The following is a 15186-nucleotide window of genomic DNA, read 5'->3' on the forward strand; positions in this document are numbered from 1 at the left end:
TCGGCGGTGCGGGTCGAATCTGGCCGGTTATCGCCTTCCAAGCGGGTGACGCAGGTTCGAATCCTGCCGGGCCTTTCGCAGGCCCGTCGTCCAGCGGCCCAGGACACCTAAACGCCGGTCGGAGCTCCCATATCCGTGCCGCCGACAGGGCTGACGAGCAGGGGAGAGCGGGTCGAAGCACGTCGGTTATCGGGAACAGAGGGTCGCAGGTTCGAATCCTGCCCTCCTGAACTATCAGGAGGTGGCGCAGCCCGGATAGCGCATCTGTTTAAACACCGGCAGGCATCTCCACATCCGCTCTCCCTTCGTCGTATTCACATCCGCTTCGGCGGGTCGAACGTCTGGAGGCACCCCCATGCCCCGTGACCCTCTCGCGTCCATCTCCACGATCGCGACGCCCCAGTCCCAGCCGATCCCCGGCCGCACCGACCAGGTGAAGAACGCCGCCGGCGGCTACGTCTTCGCCAAGGACCTGTGGACCCGCGTGGAGGACTTCCTGATCCTCGGCACCACGGGTGGCACGTACTACGTCGGCGAGGACGAGCTGACGGTGGAGAACGCCGGCGTCCTCTTCCAGGCGATCAGCGAGGACGGCCCCCGTGTCGTCGCGCTGCTGACGGACATCTCGACGGCCCGTCCGCCCCGCGCGCCGAAGAACCGGCCCGCGCTGTTCGCTCTCGCCGCGGCTTACGCGAAGGGCGGTGCTGACACCCGGCAGGCGGCCAAGCTCGCACTGCCCAAGGTCGCGCGCACGACCGACCATCTGGCGACGTTCTTCGGCTACTACAAGAACCTCGGCGGCAAGGCGACCGGCCGCGGCACCGCACCCGTCGTGGGCCGGTCGCTGCGGACGGCTCTCGGCTCGTGGTTCCTCACGGACTCGCCCGACAGTGTGGCGTTCCGCGTGTGCAAGGCGGCCCAGCGCAAGACGCCGGCCGGCGAGGCGTTCTCGCTGCGGGACGTGCTGCGGATCGCTCACCCGAAGGCGGATTGCGAGCAGCGGCGGACCCTGTTCGGCTGGATCGCCGGGAACGTCTCCGACGACGAGGCGCGTGATGAACTGGAGTCCGTGGACCGCTTCCTCACTGCCAAGGCCGTGACCACGCCCGAGGACGCGGTACGGGTCATCAGTGAGGCGAGCGTGCCGTGGGAGTTCCTCCCCGATGCCATGCTTCGTGAGCCCGCCGTCTGGGATGCGCTGGTGGACACGGTCGGCATGACCGCGCTCATCCGGAACCTGGCCCGGATGACCCGAATCGGCACGCTCAAGCCGATGGGTGACGCAACCCGGCGGGCGGCAGCGCGCCTCGTCAACGGGGAGGCGCTGGCGAAGGCGCGGATCCACCCGATGGACGCCTGGCTCGCCCTGCGCGTCTACGGCTCCGGCCGATCGCAGCCTAATCCGCGCGCCGACATCCAGACATGGCAGCCGGTGCCGGCGATCCTCGACGCGCTCGAGGAGGCGTATGAGCTGTCCTTCGGCCATGTTGAGCCGTCTGGGAAGCGGATCCTCGTCGCCGTCGACTCCTCCGGCTCGATGGGAACACACGCGTACTCCGGGGGATCCCCGCTGGGCACGGCGTACGAGGTCGGCTGCGCGATGGCGGTCATGCTCGCCCGGATCGAGAAGGGCAACGTTCACGTCATCGACGTCGACACAGCGGTCCACGCGTCGAAGGTGACGCCACACACGAACCTGCGGGAGATCGCCTCTTGGCGGCCTTCAGGCGGCGGCACGGATCTGTCTCTGCCGTTTCGGTGGGCGACTCAGGAGCGCCTCGAAGTGGACGGCGTCGTAGTGTTCACCGACAACGAGACGTGGGCGGGGTGGCAGCACCCGACGCAGGCGCTCACGGCGTACCGCTCTGCTGTCAGCCGGCACTCTCGGGTGGTTGTCGCGTCGATGACGGCGGCCGGGTACTCGATCGGGGATCCCAAGGACGAAGGGGTGCTCAACGTCGCCGGGTTGGACGCGTCTCTCCCGTTGATCGTGAACGGCTTCGTCCGCGGCTAGCTTCAGCTGGAAGGCCCGCACGTCCCCAGAGGGGCGTGTGGGCCGGCTCGATCACGTTGCCTGCGATGCTCGCTGTGGCGTAACCGGCCGATACGTTTGCCCGCATGGGATTGGCGATATCGGTGGGAATCATCGCGGGGCTCGTCGGCCTCGACGATGAGGGCGTGGTGAACTTCCAGTCGCGGCTGGGCGGGTTGAGCGCGGCGCTGGCCGGCGAGGGCATCGTGTGGCGTGAGCCCGACGGTCCCCCCGGGGTGGAGATGCGCCCGCACATCGGCGGCTTCCCCTATTCCTGCCTGCACTACCTGCGGCGGGTGTTCGCGCTGGTCGACAACGACCAGCCGGTCACCCCGGCGCGCGGTGCGGACGACATCGACCGGGACCAGCGATGGGTCGAGTCGAGTTCCGTGCTGTTCGATTCGCATCTGCTGTGCCATTCCGACTGCGCGGGCTACTACGTGCCGGTCGATTTCGAGGATGTGGTGTTCCTGCCTGAGTCCTCGGGCGTCGACGGCGGCGGGATGGTCGGGTCGAGCGTGCGGCTGCTGCGCGAGCTGTGCCGATGCGTTCCAGCGCTCGGCATCCGCCTCGACCCGTCCGCCTCAGCGGCGGGAGCGGACACCGGCGGTGTGCTGCCGGACGCGGAGGCGGCCCGCGTGTTCGCCCTGCCGCCCGAGGACTTCGCCACCGAGACGATGGTGTGGTTGACGCTGTTCGAGGCGTGCAGAGTCAGCGTCCTCAGCGGCCACGCCGTCGTCTTCCACTGAGCCTGTGGGAGCAGTGGAATCAGGGGACGATGTAGTCCACGTAGCCGCCGTCGACGCGCAGCGCGCCACCGGTGGTCGCCGAGGCGTGGTCCGAGCTGAGGTAGACCACCATGGCGGCGATCTCGTCCGGTTCGATCAGGCGCTGGATCAGCGATCCCGGCCGGTGCCGCTTCATGAACTCGGTCTGGGCCCGATCCCAGGGCAGCTCGTCACCGACGAGGGCGCGGACGAAGTCCTCCACGCCTCCGGTGTGCGTCGGCCCGGCGATCACCGCGTTGACCGTCACGCCGGTACCGGCCATCGCCTTGGCGAAGCCCCGCGAAACACCGAGCAGCGCCGTCTTCGTCACGCCGTAGTGGACCATCTCCTCGGGGATCACCAGGGCGGAGTCGCTGGCCATGAACAGTGCCCGGCCCCAGCCGCGGTCGCGCATTCCCGGCAGGTAGTGGCGCGTCAGCCGGATGGCCGACATGACGTTCACGTCCCAGAACCTCTGCCAGGTGGCGTCGTCGACCTCCAGCACCGGCCGTGGAGCGAAGATGCCGAGGTTGTTGACGAGGATGTCCACCGACGGCAGCCGGTCGACGACCATGGCGGCGCCCTCCGGTGTGGACACGTCGGCCGCCACACCGTCGAGCCGCGTGCCCGGCGCCTGCTCCGCGCGTAGTTCCGCGACCACCGCCTCGACGCGTTCGGCGTCGCGACCGTTGATCACGGTGTGTGCGCCCGCGGCGGCCAGCCGCGCGGCGATCACGCGACCGATCCCCTGGGTCGAGCCGCTGACGAAGGCCGTCCTGCCGGTGAGGTCGATCAGCATGACCTCACCCCTACCCGGCACTGGAACGACGGCTCGCCGGGGCGGGGGACGAGGCCCGATCCATGGCGAAAGTTTCCCGCCCGTTTCCGGTGGCCGGCGCTGGGACGCCCCGGTGACGGTGGCGGGCGACGCGGCCTGCGCCGCCGCGTGGCCGGCCGCCCGGGACCTGGTGCCCGACCCCGACGCCCTGCACGCCCGGATCATGCGGCCCTGATCGCCGATCGCCCGACCGTGAATTGTCACCGCTGTCCTCTAGCCTCCCGATCAATCGATCAGGCCGGTCTTATCTGGAGAAGGCGGACATGGCTTACCTTGAGCTGTCGGAGGACGGCGGCGGAGCGCACAAGTTCTACGAGACCGTCGTCTCCGGAACGCGGGTGACCATCACCTATGGGCGCATCGGCGAGACGGGGCAGATCAAGGTCACCGACTTTCCCACAGTGGAGAAGGCGCGGGCCGCGGCGACCAAGAAGATCAACGAGAAGATGCGCAAGGGCTACGCCCCGGCGGTTCGCGGTGTGCGCCAGCGCAGGGCGGTCACCCGCAGGACGATCGCGAGCACCCGTTCCACCGCCCGGCAGGCGCCGGTCCTGTGGCGTTTCAACAGCGGAGCCTCCGCCTTCGGCGTTTTCGTGGACGAGGAGCGCTGCTGGGTCGGCAACCAGCGCGGTGACGTGTACACCGTCACCCACTCCGGCACCGTGACCGGCCGCTTCCGCCTGCCGGACGGCGTCAAGTGCATCGTGGCCGACGACTTCTGGATCTACGCGGGCTGCGACGACGGCAAGGTGTACGACCTGAGCGGCAAGGTGCCGAGGGCGGCCTACGAGATCGCCGCCGACGTGGACATCTACTGGCTCGACATCCACGACGGCATCCTCGGCGTCTCCGACCGGGCCGGCCGGATCACCACGATCGACTACGAGGACGAGTTCCAGTGGGCGCGTACGGGCCAGGGAGACTACGCCTGGATGGTCCGGTGCGACGAGGACGCGGTCTACCACGGCCACTCCGGCGGCGTGGCGCGCTATGACGCCTCCGACGGCGCCCTCGTCTGGCAGACCCCGTCGGCGGACCATGTGCTGTTCGGCTGGCAGGAGGAGGACGCGGTCTACGCCGCGACCGCCCGCCGTACCGTCCACCGCCTGGCCAAGAGCGACGGCCGCGTCGAGGCCGTGTACCAGTGCGACGGGCCCGTCTACTCCTGCGCGACCTCGCCCGGCGGCCGCTACGTCTTCGCCGGTGACAGCCACTCCTCGGTGTACTGCTTCGCCGCGTCGGGGGAGCGGCTGTGGAAGCTCGGCACCGGCTGCGGATCGGCCTTCTCCATGCAGTTCCGCGACGACCGCCTCTACATCGTCACCACCGACGGCACCCTGGCCTGCATCGACGCGAGCGAAGCGGCGATCGCCGCCGCGTGCGCGGGCACCGTGCCCGAGCCCGTCGACGTCAAGGCCGCCGCGTCGCTTCCGGTGGTGGAGCCCTCGGTCGTACTGGAGACCGTCACGCACGCCGGCGACGGCGTGGTCGTGGAGTGCGTACGCGAGGGCGAGCGGTTGCGCGTCCGCGTGGTCAGCCCCGGCTTCGAGACCTGGAACGTGCAGTTCCCCAAGGAGATCCGCGAGGCCGGCGCCCGCTACCTTGTCGAGGGCGTACGCCCCTCCGGCCGGGGCGGCTTCTACCGCACGTACGGCGAGATCAGGCGGCTCCTCTAGCGGGGTGCCCACCTACCCGCGCACTCCGCCCGAGGTATCGGATGATTTGCCTGGTAAACATGAGATATGCGGCGCAGCGCGTCACAGCCGGCTGACGCCGAGGACGGGACGTGACACGGGACGGGGGCCGCGTGCGTGCGAATGAGACGGGACGAACGGTCACGTCACGTGTCCTGTCGATCCTCGAAGCCTTCGAAACCCACGGGCCGAGCCTGTCGCTGTCGCAGCTGGCGGAGCTGACCGGCCTGCCGGTCTCCACGGCGCACCGGCTCCTGGGCGAACTGCACGCATGGGGAGCCCTCGCGCGCGACGAACAAGGGCGCTACCAGGTCGGTTTGCGCCTGTGGGAGCTGTCGCAAAGCGCGGGCAGACGGCTGCGCGACACCGCGCGGCCCTATCTGCAGGACCTGTTCTCGCTCACCCAGGAGACGTCGCACATCGCGATCCGTGAAGGCAACGAGGCGTTGTACGTCGACCGGGTCTACAGCTCCAAGCGGGTGCCGCGAGCGTCCCGCATCGGCGGGCGGCTGCCGCTCCACGCGACGGCCGTCGGCAAGGTGCTGCTGGCCCACGAGGAGCCGTGGTTTCGCGAGGCCTATCTCCAGGGCGACCTGGAGGCCCGGACGAGGCGGACGCACATCGATCCGGCGGCCCTGGCCGATGAGCTGGGGCAGATCGCCGAGCAGGGGTACGCCGTCACGCTGGAGGAGGCTCGCGCGGGCGCCTGTTCCATCGCGGTGCCGGTCGCGGGGCGATCCGCTCAGGTCGAGGCGGCGGTGGGCCTGGTCCTGCTGTCGACGCAGCGCAAGACGCTGACCCGGCACCTGCCGGTCCTGCGCGGGGTGGCGTCCCGCATCGAGGCGGCCATCGCCCGCTATCCGTCCGGGTATCTGCGGCAGCGCGGCTGACCGGTTCCGGGACGCGGCCGCGCCCGCTCCGCCCGGAACGCGTGGCCCCCGGAACGCGTGCGATCGTCGCGTGGGCCCGCTCGCATCGGCGAAATCTCTCCACGGAACCGTCACGCACGCTCGTTTCCGTTGAATGGAAACCGTGCATTGTGACCAGTCGCGTTGCGGCCTCACACTGATGAAACTTCGGAAATGCCCGAAATGAAGTGGAGTTGAGCGTGACCGCAAACCTCACCGCCGCCCCGCGATCGTGTCCCGTTCACCACGGGTATGAGCCGTTCGACCAGAACGACCCCTTCCCCGCGTACGCGGCGCTGCGTTCCGAAGAGCCCGTCATGTTCGACGAGCGCATCGGATGCTGGGTGGTCACGCGGTACGACGACGTCAAGGCGGTCTTCGAGGACTGGAAGACCTTCAGCAGCGAGAACGCCCAGGCACCGGTCCGGGAGCGCGGGCCGGAAGCCACGCAGATCATGCTCGACGGCGGATTCACGGCCTACTCGGGCCTGTCGGCGCGGGTCCCTCCGGAGCACACCCGCATCCGCAAGGTGGCCGCCAAGGCCTTCACGCCCCGCCGCTACAAGGCGCTCGAGCCGAGCATCCGGCAGCACGTCGTCACCCTGCTGGAGCGGATGCTCGCCCGGCCCGAGGCCACCGGGGACTTCGTCCGCGACCTCGCCTACGACGTCCCGACGGTCACCATCCTCACGTTGATCGGGGCGGACACCGGCCAGGTGGACACCTTCAAACGCTGGTCGGACTCGCGGGCCGCGATGACCTGGGGCGACCTGAGCGATCAGGAACAGGTCCCGCACGCGCACAACCTCGTCGACTACTGGCAGGAATGCCTTCGCCTGGTGGCCGACGCCCACGAGCACGAGCGCGGCTCCCTGGTCGGCGACCTCGTGCGTGCCCAGGCCGCCGGAGACGAGATCACCGACCACGAGATCGCCTCCGTCGTCTACAGCCTGCTGTTCGCCGGCCACGAGACGACCACGACCCTGATCGGGAACGCCCTGCGTGTCCTGCTGTCGCATCGTGACCAGTGGCAGAGCGTCGTCGACCGTCCCTCGCTCATCCCGGCGGCCATCGACGAAGTGCTGCGCTACAGCGGATCGATCGTGGCGTGGCGGCGACGCGCGCTGGCGGACACGCGGATCGGCGGCGTCGCCATCCCGAAGGGAGCCGACATCCTTCTCGTCATGGGGTCGGCGAACCGGGACGCCGCCAAGTTCGACGCCCCGGAGGTCTTCGACATCGACCGGCCCAACGCGCGTGACCACCTCTCGTTCGGATTCGGCATCCACTACTGCCTGGGCAACATGCTCGCCAAACTCCAGGCCAGGATCGCGATCGAGGAGATCGCCCGCCTCATCCCGGATGTCCGGCTGTGCGAGGACGAGCAGATCGTCTTCGGTTCGAACCTCTCGTTCCGTTCTCCGGTCACCGTCCCGGTGAAGTGGGAGGCCCGCGCATGAGCGGCTTCGACCCGCGGTACGTCCGGTTCTTCGACGGCGGAACCACGCCGGACCACGCCCTCCTCGGCGGGAAATGCGCCTCCCTGGTCACGATGACCGCCGCCGGCATGCCCGTGCCGCCGGGCTTCGCGGTGACCACCGCGCTGTACGACGCGTTCGTCGAGGAGTCCGGGCTGCGCGACGTGATCACGAGCGGGCTCAACCGGCTCGACCCCGACGACGTGGCCAGCGTCGACGCCGTGTCGGCGGCCATCCGCGACGAGATCTGCTCGCGCCCGGTGCCCGAGCGGCTCCGGCGCCCGGTGATCGAGGCGTGGGCGGACTTCCAGGGGCGGTTCGAGCGGCCGGTGCCGGTGGCCGTCCGGTCGTCGGCGACCGCCGAGGACCTGCCGGACGCGAGCTTCGCCGGCCAGCAGGACACCTACCTGTGGCTCGTCGACGAGCGCGATGTCCACGAACACATCCGCAAGTGCTGGGCCTCGCTCTACACCAGCCGCGCCATCACGTACCGGCTGCGGAACGCGATCTCCGAAGACGGACTCTCGATGGCCGTCGCCGTCCAGAAGATGGTCCATGCCCGGGTCGCCGGGGTGGCGATGACGCTCAACCCCCGCAACGGGGACCGCTCGAAGATCACCATCGACGCGTCCTGGGGAGTGGGCGAGGCGGTCGTCTCCGGCCACGTCACGCCGGACAACATCGTCGTCGACAAGGTGCTGCTGTGCATCGTCGAGGAGCACGTCGGCGACAAGCACATCGAGCTGGTGCCCGACAGCGCCGGCGGCCGCCTCGTCGAGCGTGACGTGGACGCGGCCAGGCGGGCGGTCCGGAGCCTGACCGACGACCAGGTCAGGGCCGTCTCCGAGCTCGCCAAGCGTGCCGAACGGCACTACGGGTGCCCGCAGGACATCGAGTGGGCGCTCGACGCGGACCTTCCTGACGGACAGAACCTGCTCCTGCTGCAGTCCCGACCGGAGACCGTCCACTCGTCCAAGCCGAAGCCGGTCACCGCGCCGGCGAAGGCGTCCCCGCCCAGCGTCGGCTTCAGCCTCGGCAGCATCACCGCGCATCTGACCGCGGGCCGCGCCGCAGGCGTGACGAACTGAACCGACCACCCCCCTCACGACAAGGACCCCGATAGCCATGACTGTCGAACCCGCAGTGAAGTCCTTCCCGCGGCCATCGGAGCTGCCGGTGCCTCCGGGCGCCGAAGGCTGGGAGAAGCTCTACCCCTACAACCTCGTGTTCCAGAACCTGAGCGGCTCGGACGACGAGAAGTTCTGGTTCTGCGACAGCCAGCACTGGCCGACGGTGTTCAAGCCGTTCGAGACCATCGGCGGCGAGTTCGCCGTCAAGTGCCTGGGCCAGTACAACACCCGGCACCTGCTCATCCCGCCGGCCAACGGCATCGAGTTCAAGATCCACCTCGGCTACCTCTACATGAGCCCCGTGCCGGTGCCCGAGGAGCAGATCCCGGCCCGGGTGCCCGAGTTCGAGCGGCGCGTCGGCCACTACTTCCAGAACTGGGACAGCCTGCTGGAGCAGTGGAAGCTCAAGGTCCGCGCCACCATCGACGAGCTGGAGGCGCTGACCTTCACGAGCCTCCCGGAGATGGTGCCGTTCGACGACATCGTCAGCGGCAAGGCCAAGGACGGCTCCGAAGTCCTGATGGAGAACTACGACCGGCTGATCCAGCTCGTCTACCAGAACTGGCAGTACCACTTCGAGTTCCTCAACCTCGGCTATCTGGCCTACCTCGACTTCTTCACCTTCGCCAAGCAGGTCTTCCCCGGCATCCCCGACCAGGCCATCGCCAAGATGGTCCAGGGCGTCGACATGGAGCTGTTCCGTCCCGACGACGAGCTGAAGAAGCTCGCCACGCTCGCGGTCGAGCTCGGCCTGCAGTCCGCGTTCGAGAACACCGACGACGTCGAGGGGACCCTGGCCCGGGTCGGCGACCTCTCCGGTGGGCGGCAGTGGCTGGACGCCTACCGCGCCGCCCAGGACCCCTGGTTCAACTTCACCGTCGGCAACGGCTTCTACGGGCACGACAAGTACTGGATCGAGCACCAGGAGATCCCCCTGGGCTACATCAAGGACTACATCCGCCGGGTCGACGAGGGGCAGCAGATCCTCCGCCCGATCGCCGAGCTCGTCGCCGAGCGCGACCGGATCGTGGCCGAGTACCGGTCGCTGCTCGACGGGGAGAACCTGGCCGCCTTCGACGTCAAGCACGGTCTGGCCGTGACCGCGTACCCGTACGTCGAGAACCACAACTTCTACATCGAGCACTGGACGATGGGGGTGTTCTGGCGCAAGGTCCGCGAGCTCAGCAGGGTGTTCGTGGCGGCCGGCTTCTGGGCCGGCGAGGGCGACCTGCTGTACCTCACCCGCGGCGAGGTACGCGAGGCCCTGTTCGACCTCGTGACCGGGTGGGCGGTCGGCGCCGAGCCGACCGGGCCGAGCTACTGGCCCGCGGAGATCGAACGCCGCCGCGGCATCATCGACGCCCTCAGCAGCCGGCGTCCGCAGCCCGCGCTCAACACGCCGCCGGCCCAGATCACCGAGCCGTTCACGATGATGCTGTGGGGCATCACGACCGAGCAGGTCCAGCAGTGGCTCGGTGACGACTCCGGCGACGACACCGCCATCACCGGCATGTCCGCCTCGCCCGGCGTCGCCGAGGGGCGCGCCCGCGTCGTCCACCACGCCGACCAGCTGAGTGAGGTGCGGGAAGGCGAGATCCTCGTCGCCACGATCACCGCGCCGTCGTGGGGGCCGATCTTCGGCAAGATCAAGGCGACCGTCACCGACATCGGCGGCATGATGAGCCACGCCGCGATCGTCTGCCGCGAGTACGGCCTTCCCGCGGTCACGGGAACCGGCAACGGATCGACGACGATCCGTACCGGGCAGCTCATCCGGGTCGACGGCGACGCCGGCCGTGTCGAGATCCTCGAGGACTGAGACCGTGCCGACCATGCCGACCACCCCGGACGCCGCGGGCGCCGGCCGCACCGTACTCGTCACGGGCGCGGCCGGCGGCCTCGGCCGCGCCTTCGCCCTGGGCTTCGCCGCCCACGGATATGCCGTCGCGGTCGCCGACATCGACGCCGCCGGAGCCGAGGAGACCGCCCGGCTCGTCAAGGAAGCGGGCGCCGACGCCTGGCACGGACACGTCGATGTGACCTCCGTCGACTCCACCGAAGTGCTCGCCGCGGCGGTGGCGGAATTCGGCGGCGGGAAGATCGACGTGCTCGTCAACAACGCCGCGCTGTACGCCACCGTGAGCCGCGCACCTCTGGAGCAGATCGATCCCGCCGAGTGGGACCGGGTGATGGCGGTCAACGTCAAGGGACCGTGGCTGGTCGTGCGGGCGGCCAGCCCGTACCTGCCCGAGGGCGGCCGGGTCGTCAACCTGTCCTCGGCCACCGTCTACTCCGGTTCGGAGCAGTGGGCCCACTACGTCGCCTCCAAGGGCGCGGTCATCGCCATGACCCGGGTCATGGCCAAGGAGCTCGGCCGCCGATCGATCACCGTCAACGCGATCGCCCCCGGCTTCACGCTCACCGAGGCCAGCTACGGGCTCATCGAGAACGCCGAGTCCTACGGCGTCGACCGGGGAGCGTTGCGGCGCCCCGGGCAGCCGGACGACATCGTCGGCGCCGCGCTCTTCCTCGCCGGACCCGGCGCCGCCTACGTCAGCGGACAGACCGTGGTCGTCGACGGCGGCCGCCAGTTCATCTGAGACCACCACCAGGAGCAGCATGCCGAAGATCACCTTCGCCGACGCCGACGGCGACACGCGAACCATCGAGGCCAACGTCGGCGACTCGGTGATGGAGACCGCCGTACGCAACGGCATCGGCGGCGTCGTCGCCGAATGCGGCGGGTCCCTGTCGTGCGCGACCTGCCACGTCATCGTCGACGAGCACGACTTCGCCTCCCTCCCGCCGATGGAGGAGATGGAGGACGAGATGCTGTGGGGCACGGCCGTCGACCGCACCGGCACGTCGCGGTTGTCGTGCCAGATCCGGGTGACCGAGGACATGGACCTGCGCGTCACCCTGCCCGAGACACAGGTCTGACATGGGCGAGAACGGCCTGTTGATCGTCGGCTCCTCCCAGGCGGGGGTGCAGCTGGCGGTGTCGTCGCGCGCGCTGGGGTATGCCGGACCGGTGACTCTGCTGGGCGATGAGAACCACCGTCCCTACCAGCGGCCCGCCCTGTCCAAGGACTTCCTCCAAGACAAGATCACCAAGGAATCCCTGATCTTCCGGAGCCAGGAATTCTGGGACGAGCATCGCATCACCGTCGTCAAGGGTGAACGCATCGAGAAGATCGTCACCGCACCGGACGGCGCGGGCACCGCGTGGTCGGCCAGCGGGCGCGCGTTCCCGTTCGACCGGCTCGCCTTGACCGTGGGGGCACGGGCCCGGCGGCTCGACGTTCCCGGCGCCGGCCTGGACGGCGTGCTCTACCTGCGCAACGCCGACGACGCGCTCGAGCTCAAGGCCCGTACGGCGGGAGCCGAGCGCGTGGTCGTCATCGGCGGAGGGTTCATCGGCATCGAGGCCGCCGCCGGCCTGCACGCCCTCGGCAAGCGGGTCACGCTCCTGGAGTTCGCCGACCGCCTGGTGGCGCGTGCCGTCGGAACCGAGACCTCACGGTTCCTCCTCGACCACCACCGCCGAGCCGGCATCGACATCCGGCTCGGCAGCGCCGTGGACGAGATCGTCGGTCACGACGGCAAGGTGCGCGCCGTCCGGGCCGGCGGCGAGGAGATCGCGGCCGACATCGTCCTCGTCGGGGTCGGCGTCATCCCGAACACCGAACTCGCCGAGGAGATGGGGCTGCGGTGCGACAACGGCATCGTCGTCGATCACCATGCCGTCGCCTCCGACGGCACGACGCTCGCCGTCGGCGACTGCGCCAACCTCCCCAACCCCGTGCCCGGCTCATGCGCGGGCGAGCGCGTCCGCTTCGAGAGCGTCAATCACGCCATCGAACAAGCCAAGGTCGCGGCGCACGCCCTGCTGGGCCGGCAGGAGGAGTACGGGGGCATCCCGTGGTTCTGGTCCAACCAGGGCGACCTCAAACTGCAGATCGCCGGCCTATCGTCCGGCTACGACCGCACCGTCGTCCGCAGCCCCGCCGACCCGCTCAAACACTCGGTCCTGTACTACCGCGGTGACCGCCTGATCGCCGCGGACTGCGTCAACGTCCCACTCGACTTCATGGCCGTCAAACAGGCGCTCACCAGGAGAGTGACGCTGCCGCCCGACGCCGTCGCCGACCCGGCCGTGCCACTGAGGTCGCTGCTCGCCGAAGCCGCCGCCCCCCACGAAGGGAACCTGTCATGACCACGCCCCTCCCCGCGGCCCCGGTCCCGGCCAACGGGCCGGTCGACACCTCGCCGATCGTGCTCACCCCGGCCCGCGGTTCCGACCTGGACGCGATCTGGTCGGCGGTCGTGCCGGAGACCCGCGTGCGGTCCAACGACATCCACCTGCCGGTGTCCCTCGCGTACGCCGAGCGGCTCTGCGACGCCCATCCCGAGGCCGACGCGCTGCTCGTCAGAGTGGCGATCCTGCTGCACGACGTCGGCTGGGGGCGGGTCGACGAGTCGCGGATCATCGCCGAAGGGTTCACCGGCGACTGGCGCAAGGCCGCCATCCGGTACGAGCACGAGAAGCAGGGGTGCGAGATCGCCCGCGAGGTGCTGCCTCCCCTGGGGTACGACGACGCCTTCATCGAGCGGGTCACCGCGATCATCGACGGGCACGACACGCGCGCCGAAGCGTATTCGCTGGAGGACGCGCTGGTGCGGGACGCCGACCGTCTGTGGCGATTCGACCATGTCGGCATCGCGCTCGCCTCCGGCTGGTTCTCGATGGACCCGGCGACCTACTGCGCCCGGCTGCGCGCGGAGATCGTGCCCGAGTTGCTCACCCGGGCGGCCATCGAGATGGCCCTCGCCTCACTGGCCCGCTCCGAAGCCCTGTTGAAGACGGACGTGCTGCGGTGATCGGTTGGACGCACGTGGACGACCACTTCGTCGACGGAGCGTGGGTGCCGTCCACCGGTCCGGAGCGCATCGGAATCATCGACCCCGCGACCGAGGAGATGTGGGGCAGCGTCCCGGCCGCGACCCGGGACGACCTCGACGCCGCGGTCGCCGCGGCGCGCCGTGCCTTCGACTCCGGGCCGTGGCCGGGGCTGCGCCCGAGCGAAAGAGCGGACGTACTCCGCCGCATCGCCGACGCGATCGAGAAGCGCGCCGAACCCCTCGCGATCACCAACACGCGCGAGAACGGCTCGCCCATCTCCGAGACCGGCGGAGCCGCCGCCAACGCCGCGGCCATCTTCCGCTACTTCGCCTCTCTCGCCCCGGAGCTGGAGCGCGAGGATGTCCGCCCCTTCCCGTCCGGCGTCGGAGAGACGCTGGTCCGCCGGGAGGCGATCGGCGTCTGCGCGCTCATCGCCCCCTGGAACTTCCCGATCAACCTTGTCGCGATCAAGCTCGCTCCCGCGCTGCTGGCCGGTTGCGCGACCGTCATCAAGCCCGCCGAGGCCACGCCGCTGTCGATCCGGTTCGTCGTCGAGGCGGCGGCCGAAGCCGGTGTGCCCCCCGGCGTCGTCAACCTGGTGACCGGGACCGGGCTGACCGGCGACGCCCTCGTCCGGCATCCGGGCGTCGACAAGGTCGCGTTCACCGGATCGACAGACGTCGGCCGGCGCATCGCGGCCGCCTGCGGTGAGCTGCTCAGGCCCGTCACCCTGGAACTCGGTGGCAAGTCCGCGGCGATCGTCCTCGACGACGTCGACCTCGACCACTTCTCTCAGGCGCTCATCCGGTCCTGCATGCGCAACACCGGCCAGACCTGCTACATCTCGACCAGGATCCTGGCGCCGGACACGCGGTACGACGAGATCGTGGACCGCGTGACCCGCACGATCGCCGCCGCGCCTCAGGGCGATCCGTTCGACCCGGACACGGTCTTCGGGCCGGTCGCCACGCGCCGCCAGTTCGAGACCGTGTCCGAGTTCATCGAGTCGGCTCGCGCCGAAGGGGCGCGCGTCACCACCGGGGGACGCGCCCGCACTGACCGCCCCGGCTTCTTCATCGAGCCCACCGTGCTGGCCGATGTCACACCTCAGATGCGCGTCGCCCGCGAGGAGATCTTCGGCCCCGTGGTCACCGTGCAGCGATACGGCGACGTCGACGAGGCGATCCGCATCGCGAACGCGACCGACTTCGGCCTGGGCGGCATCGTGTTCTCCTCGGACCCGCGCAGGGCGCAGACCGTCGCCGAGCGGATCGACACCGGATCGGTCGGCATCAACTTCTTCGCCTCCAACCACGCGGCACCGTTCGGCGGGCGCCACGACTCCGGGCTCGGTGTCGAGTACGGCGTCGAAGGATTGGCGCAGTACATCACGTACAAGTCGATCCACCGCCGGACACCCGCCTGAACGGTCGCGT

The 15186-nt window shown here is 69.7% G+C and carries 13 protein-coding genes; 12 read left to right on the forward strand and 1 reads right to left on the reverse strand.

From position 1 onward, the window contains the following. The first annotated feature begins 355 nt into the window (after positions 1 to 355). Together AWQ71_RS24210 and AWQ71_RS24215 are read left to right on the forward strand one after the other, a co-directional pair. Positions 356 to 2014, forward strand: a complete 1659-nt coding sequence (locus AWQ71_RS24210; RefSeq protein ID WP_067137043.1) for a TROVE domain-containing protein — start codon at positions 356 to 358, stop codon at positions 2012 to 2014. A gap of 104 nt (positions 2015 to 2118) precedes the next feature. Further along, positions 2119 to 2781 carry a putative DNA-mimic protein gene (locus tag AWQ71_RS24215; protein ID WP_067137045.1) on the forward strand — a complete coding sequence of 221 codons (663 nt, stop codon included), beginning with the start codon at positions 2119 to 2121 and terminating at the stop codon, positions 2779 to 2781. A gap of 19 nt (positions 2782 to 2800) precedes the next feature. On the opposite strand, the gene AWQ71_RS24220 is transcribed toward AWQ71_RS24215, so the two are convergent. Next, positions 2801 to 3598 carry an SDR family NAD(P)-dependent oxidoreductase gene (locus tag AWQ71_RS24220; protein WP_067137047.1) on the reverse strand — a complete coding sequence of 266 codons (798 nt, stop codon included), beginning with the start codon at positions 3596 to 3598 and terminating at the stop codon, positions 2801 to 2803. Positions 3599 to 3900: 302 nt separating this feature from the next. Here AWQ71_RS24220 and AWQ71_RS24225 point away from each other — a divergent pair, with 302 nt between their 5' ends. The 10 genes from AWQ71_RS24225 to AWQ71_RS24270 all read left to right on the forward strand — a co-directional run bounded on the left by AWQ71_RS24225 (position 3901) and on the right by AWQ71_RS24270 (position 15176). Next, positions 3901 to 5313, forward strand: coding sequence for a WGR domain-containing protein (locus AWQ71_RS24225; protein ID WP_067137049.1), 1413 nt, complete (start codon positions 3901 to 3903; stop codon positions 5311 to 5313). A 131-nt stretch (positions 5314 to 5444) separates the two neighbouring features. Further along, positions 5445 to 6221: an IclR family transcriptional regulator gene (locus tag AWQ71_RS24230; RefSeq protein ID WP_067137193.1), complete on the forward strand. Its 777-nt coding sequence runs from the start codon at positions 5445 to 5447 to the stop codon at positions 6219 to 6221. A gap of 218 nt (positions 6222 to 6439) precedes the next feature. After that, complete coding sequence (locus AWQ71_RS24235; protein WP_218001936.1) at positions 6440 to 7699, forward strand: cytochrome P450; 1260 nt, start codon at positions 6440 to 6442, stop codon at positions 7697 to 7699. Further along, positions 7696 to 8805: a PEP/pyruvate-binding domain-containing protein gene (locus AWQ71_RS24240; protein ID WP_067137053.1), complete on the forward strand. Its 1110-nt coding sequence runs from the start codon at positions 7696 to 7698 to the stop codon at positions 8803 to 8805. Before AWQ71_RS24235 ends, AWQ71_RS24240 begins: the two co-directional genes overlap by 4 nt. Positions 8806 to 8842: 37 nt before the next feature. After that, positions 8843 to 10666, forward strand: coding sequence for a PEP-utilizing enzyme (locus tag AWQ71_RS24245; RefSeq protein WP_067137056.1), 1824 nt, complete (start codon positions 8843 to 8845; stop codon positions 10664 to 10666). Between the two features lie 13 nt (positions 10667 to 10679). Further along, complete coding sequence (locus AWQ71_RS24250) at positions 10680 to 11447, forward strand: SDR family NAD(P)-dependent oxidoreductase (RefSeq protein ID WP_067137194.1); 768 nt, start codon at positions 10680 to 10682, stop codon at positions 11445 to 11447. A 19-nt stretch (positions 11448 to 11466) separates the two neighbouring features. Further along, on the forward strand, positions 11467 to 11787 hold the full coding sequence (locus AWQ71_RS24255) for a 2Fe-2S iron-sulfur cluster-binding protein (RefSeq protein ID WP_067137058.1): 321 nt from the start codon (positions 11467 to 11469) through the stop codon (positions 11785 to 11787). Between the two features lies 1 nt (position 11788). Next, positions 11789 to 13063 carry an NAD(P)/FAD-dependent oxidoreductase gene (locus AWQ71_RS24260; RefSeq protein ID WP_067137060.1) on the forward strand — a complete coding sequence of 425 codons (1275 nt, stop codon included), beginning with the start codon at positions 11789 to 11791 and terminating at the stop codon, positions 13061 to 13063. Then, positions 13060 to 13728: an HD domain-containing protein gene (locus AWQ71_RS24265; RefSeq protein ID WP_067137062.1), complete on the forward strand. Its 669-nt coding sequence runs from the start codon at positions 13060 to 13062 to the stop codon at positions 13726 to 13728. Before AWQ71_RS24260 ends, AWQ71_RS24265 begins: the two co-directional genes overlap by 4 nt. Continuing rightward, the gene (locus tag AWQ71_RS24270; RefSeq protein ID WP_067137064.1) at positions 13725 to 15176 is read left to right on the forward strand and encodes an aldehyde dehydrogenase family protein; all 1452 of its coding nucleotides are present in this window, start codon (positions 13725 to 13727) and stop codon (positions 15174 to 15176) included. The genes AWQ71_RS24265 and AWQ71_RS24270 overlap by 4 nt, the downstream gene beginning before the upstream one ends. Positions 15177 to 15186: the final 10 nt, after the last annotated feature.

It is taken from the genome of Microtetraspora malaysiensis, assembly GCF_001528665.1.
In the GTDB taxonomy this organism is placed as follows: Bacteria; Actinomycetota; Actinomycetes; order Streptosporangiales; family Streptosporangiaceae; genus Microtetraspora_A; species Microtetraspora_A malaysiensis.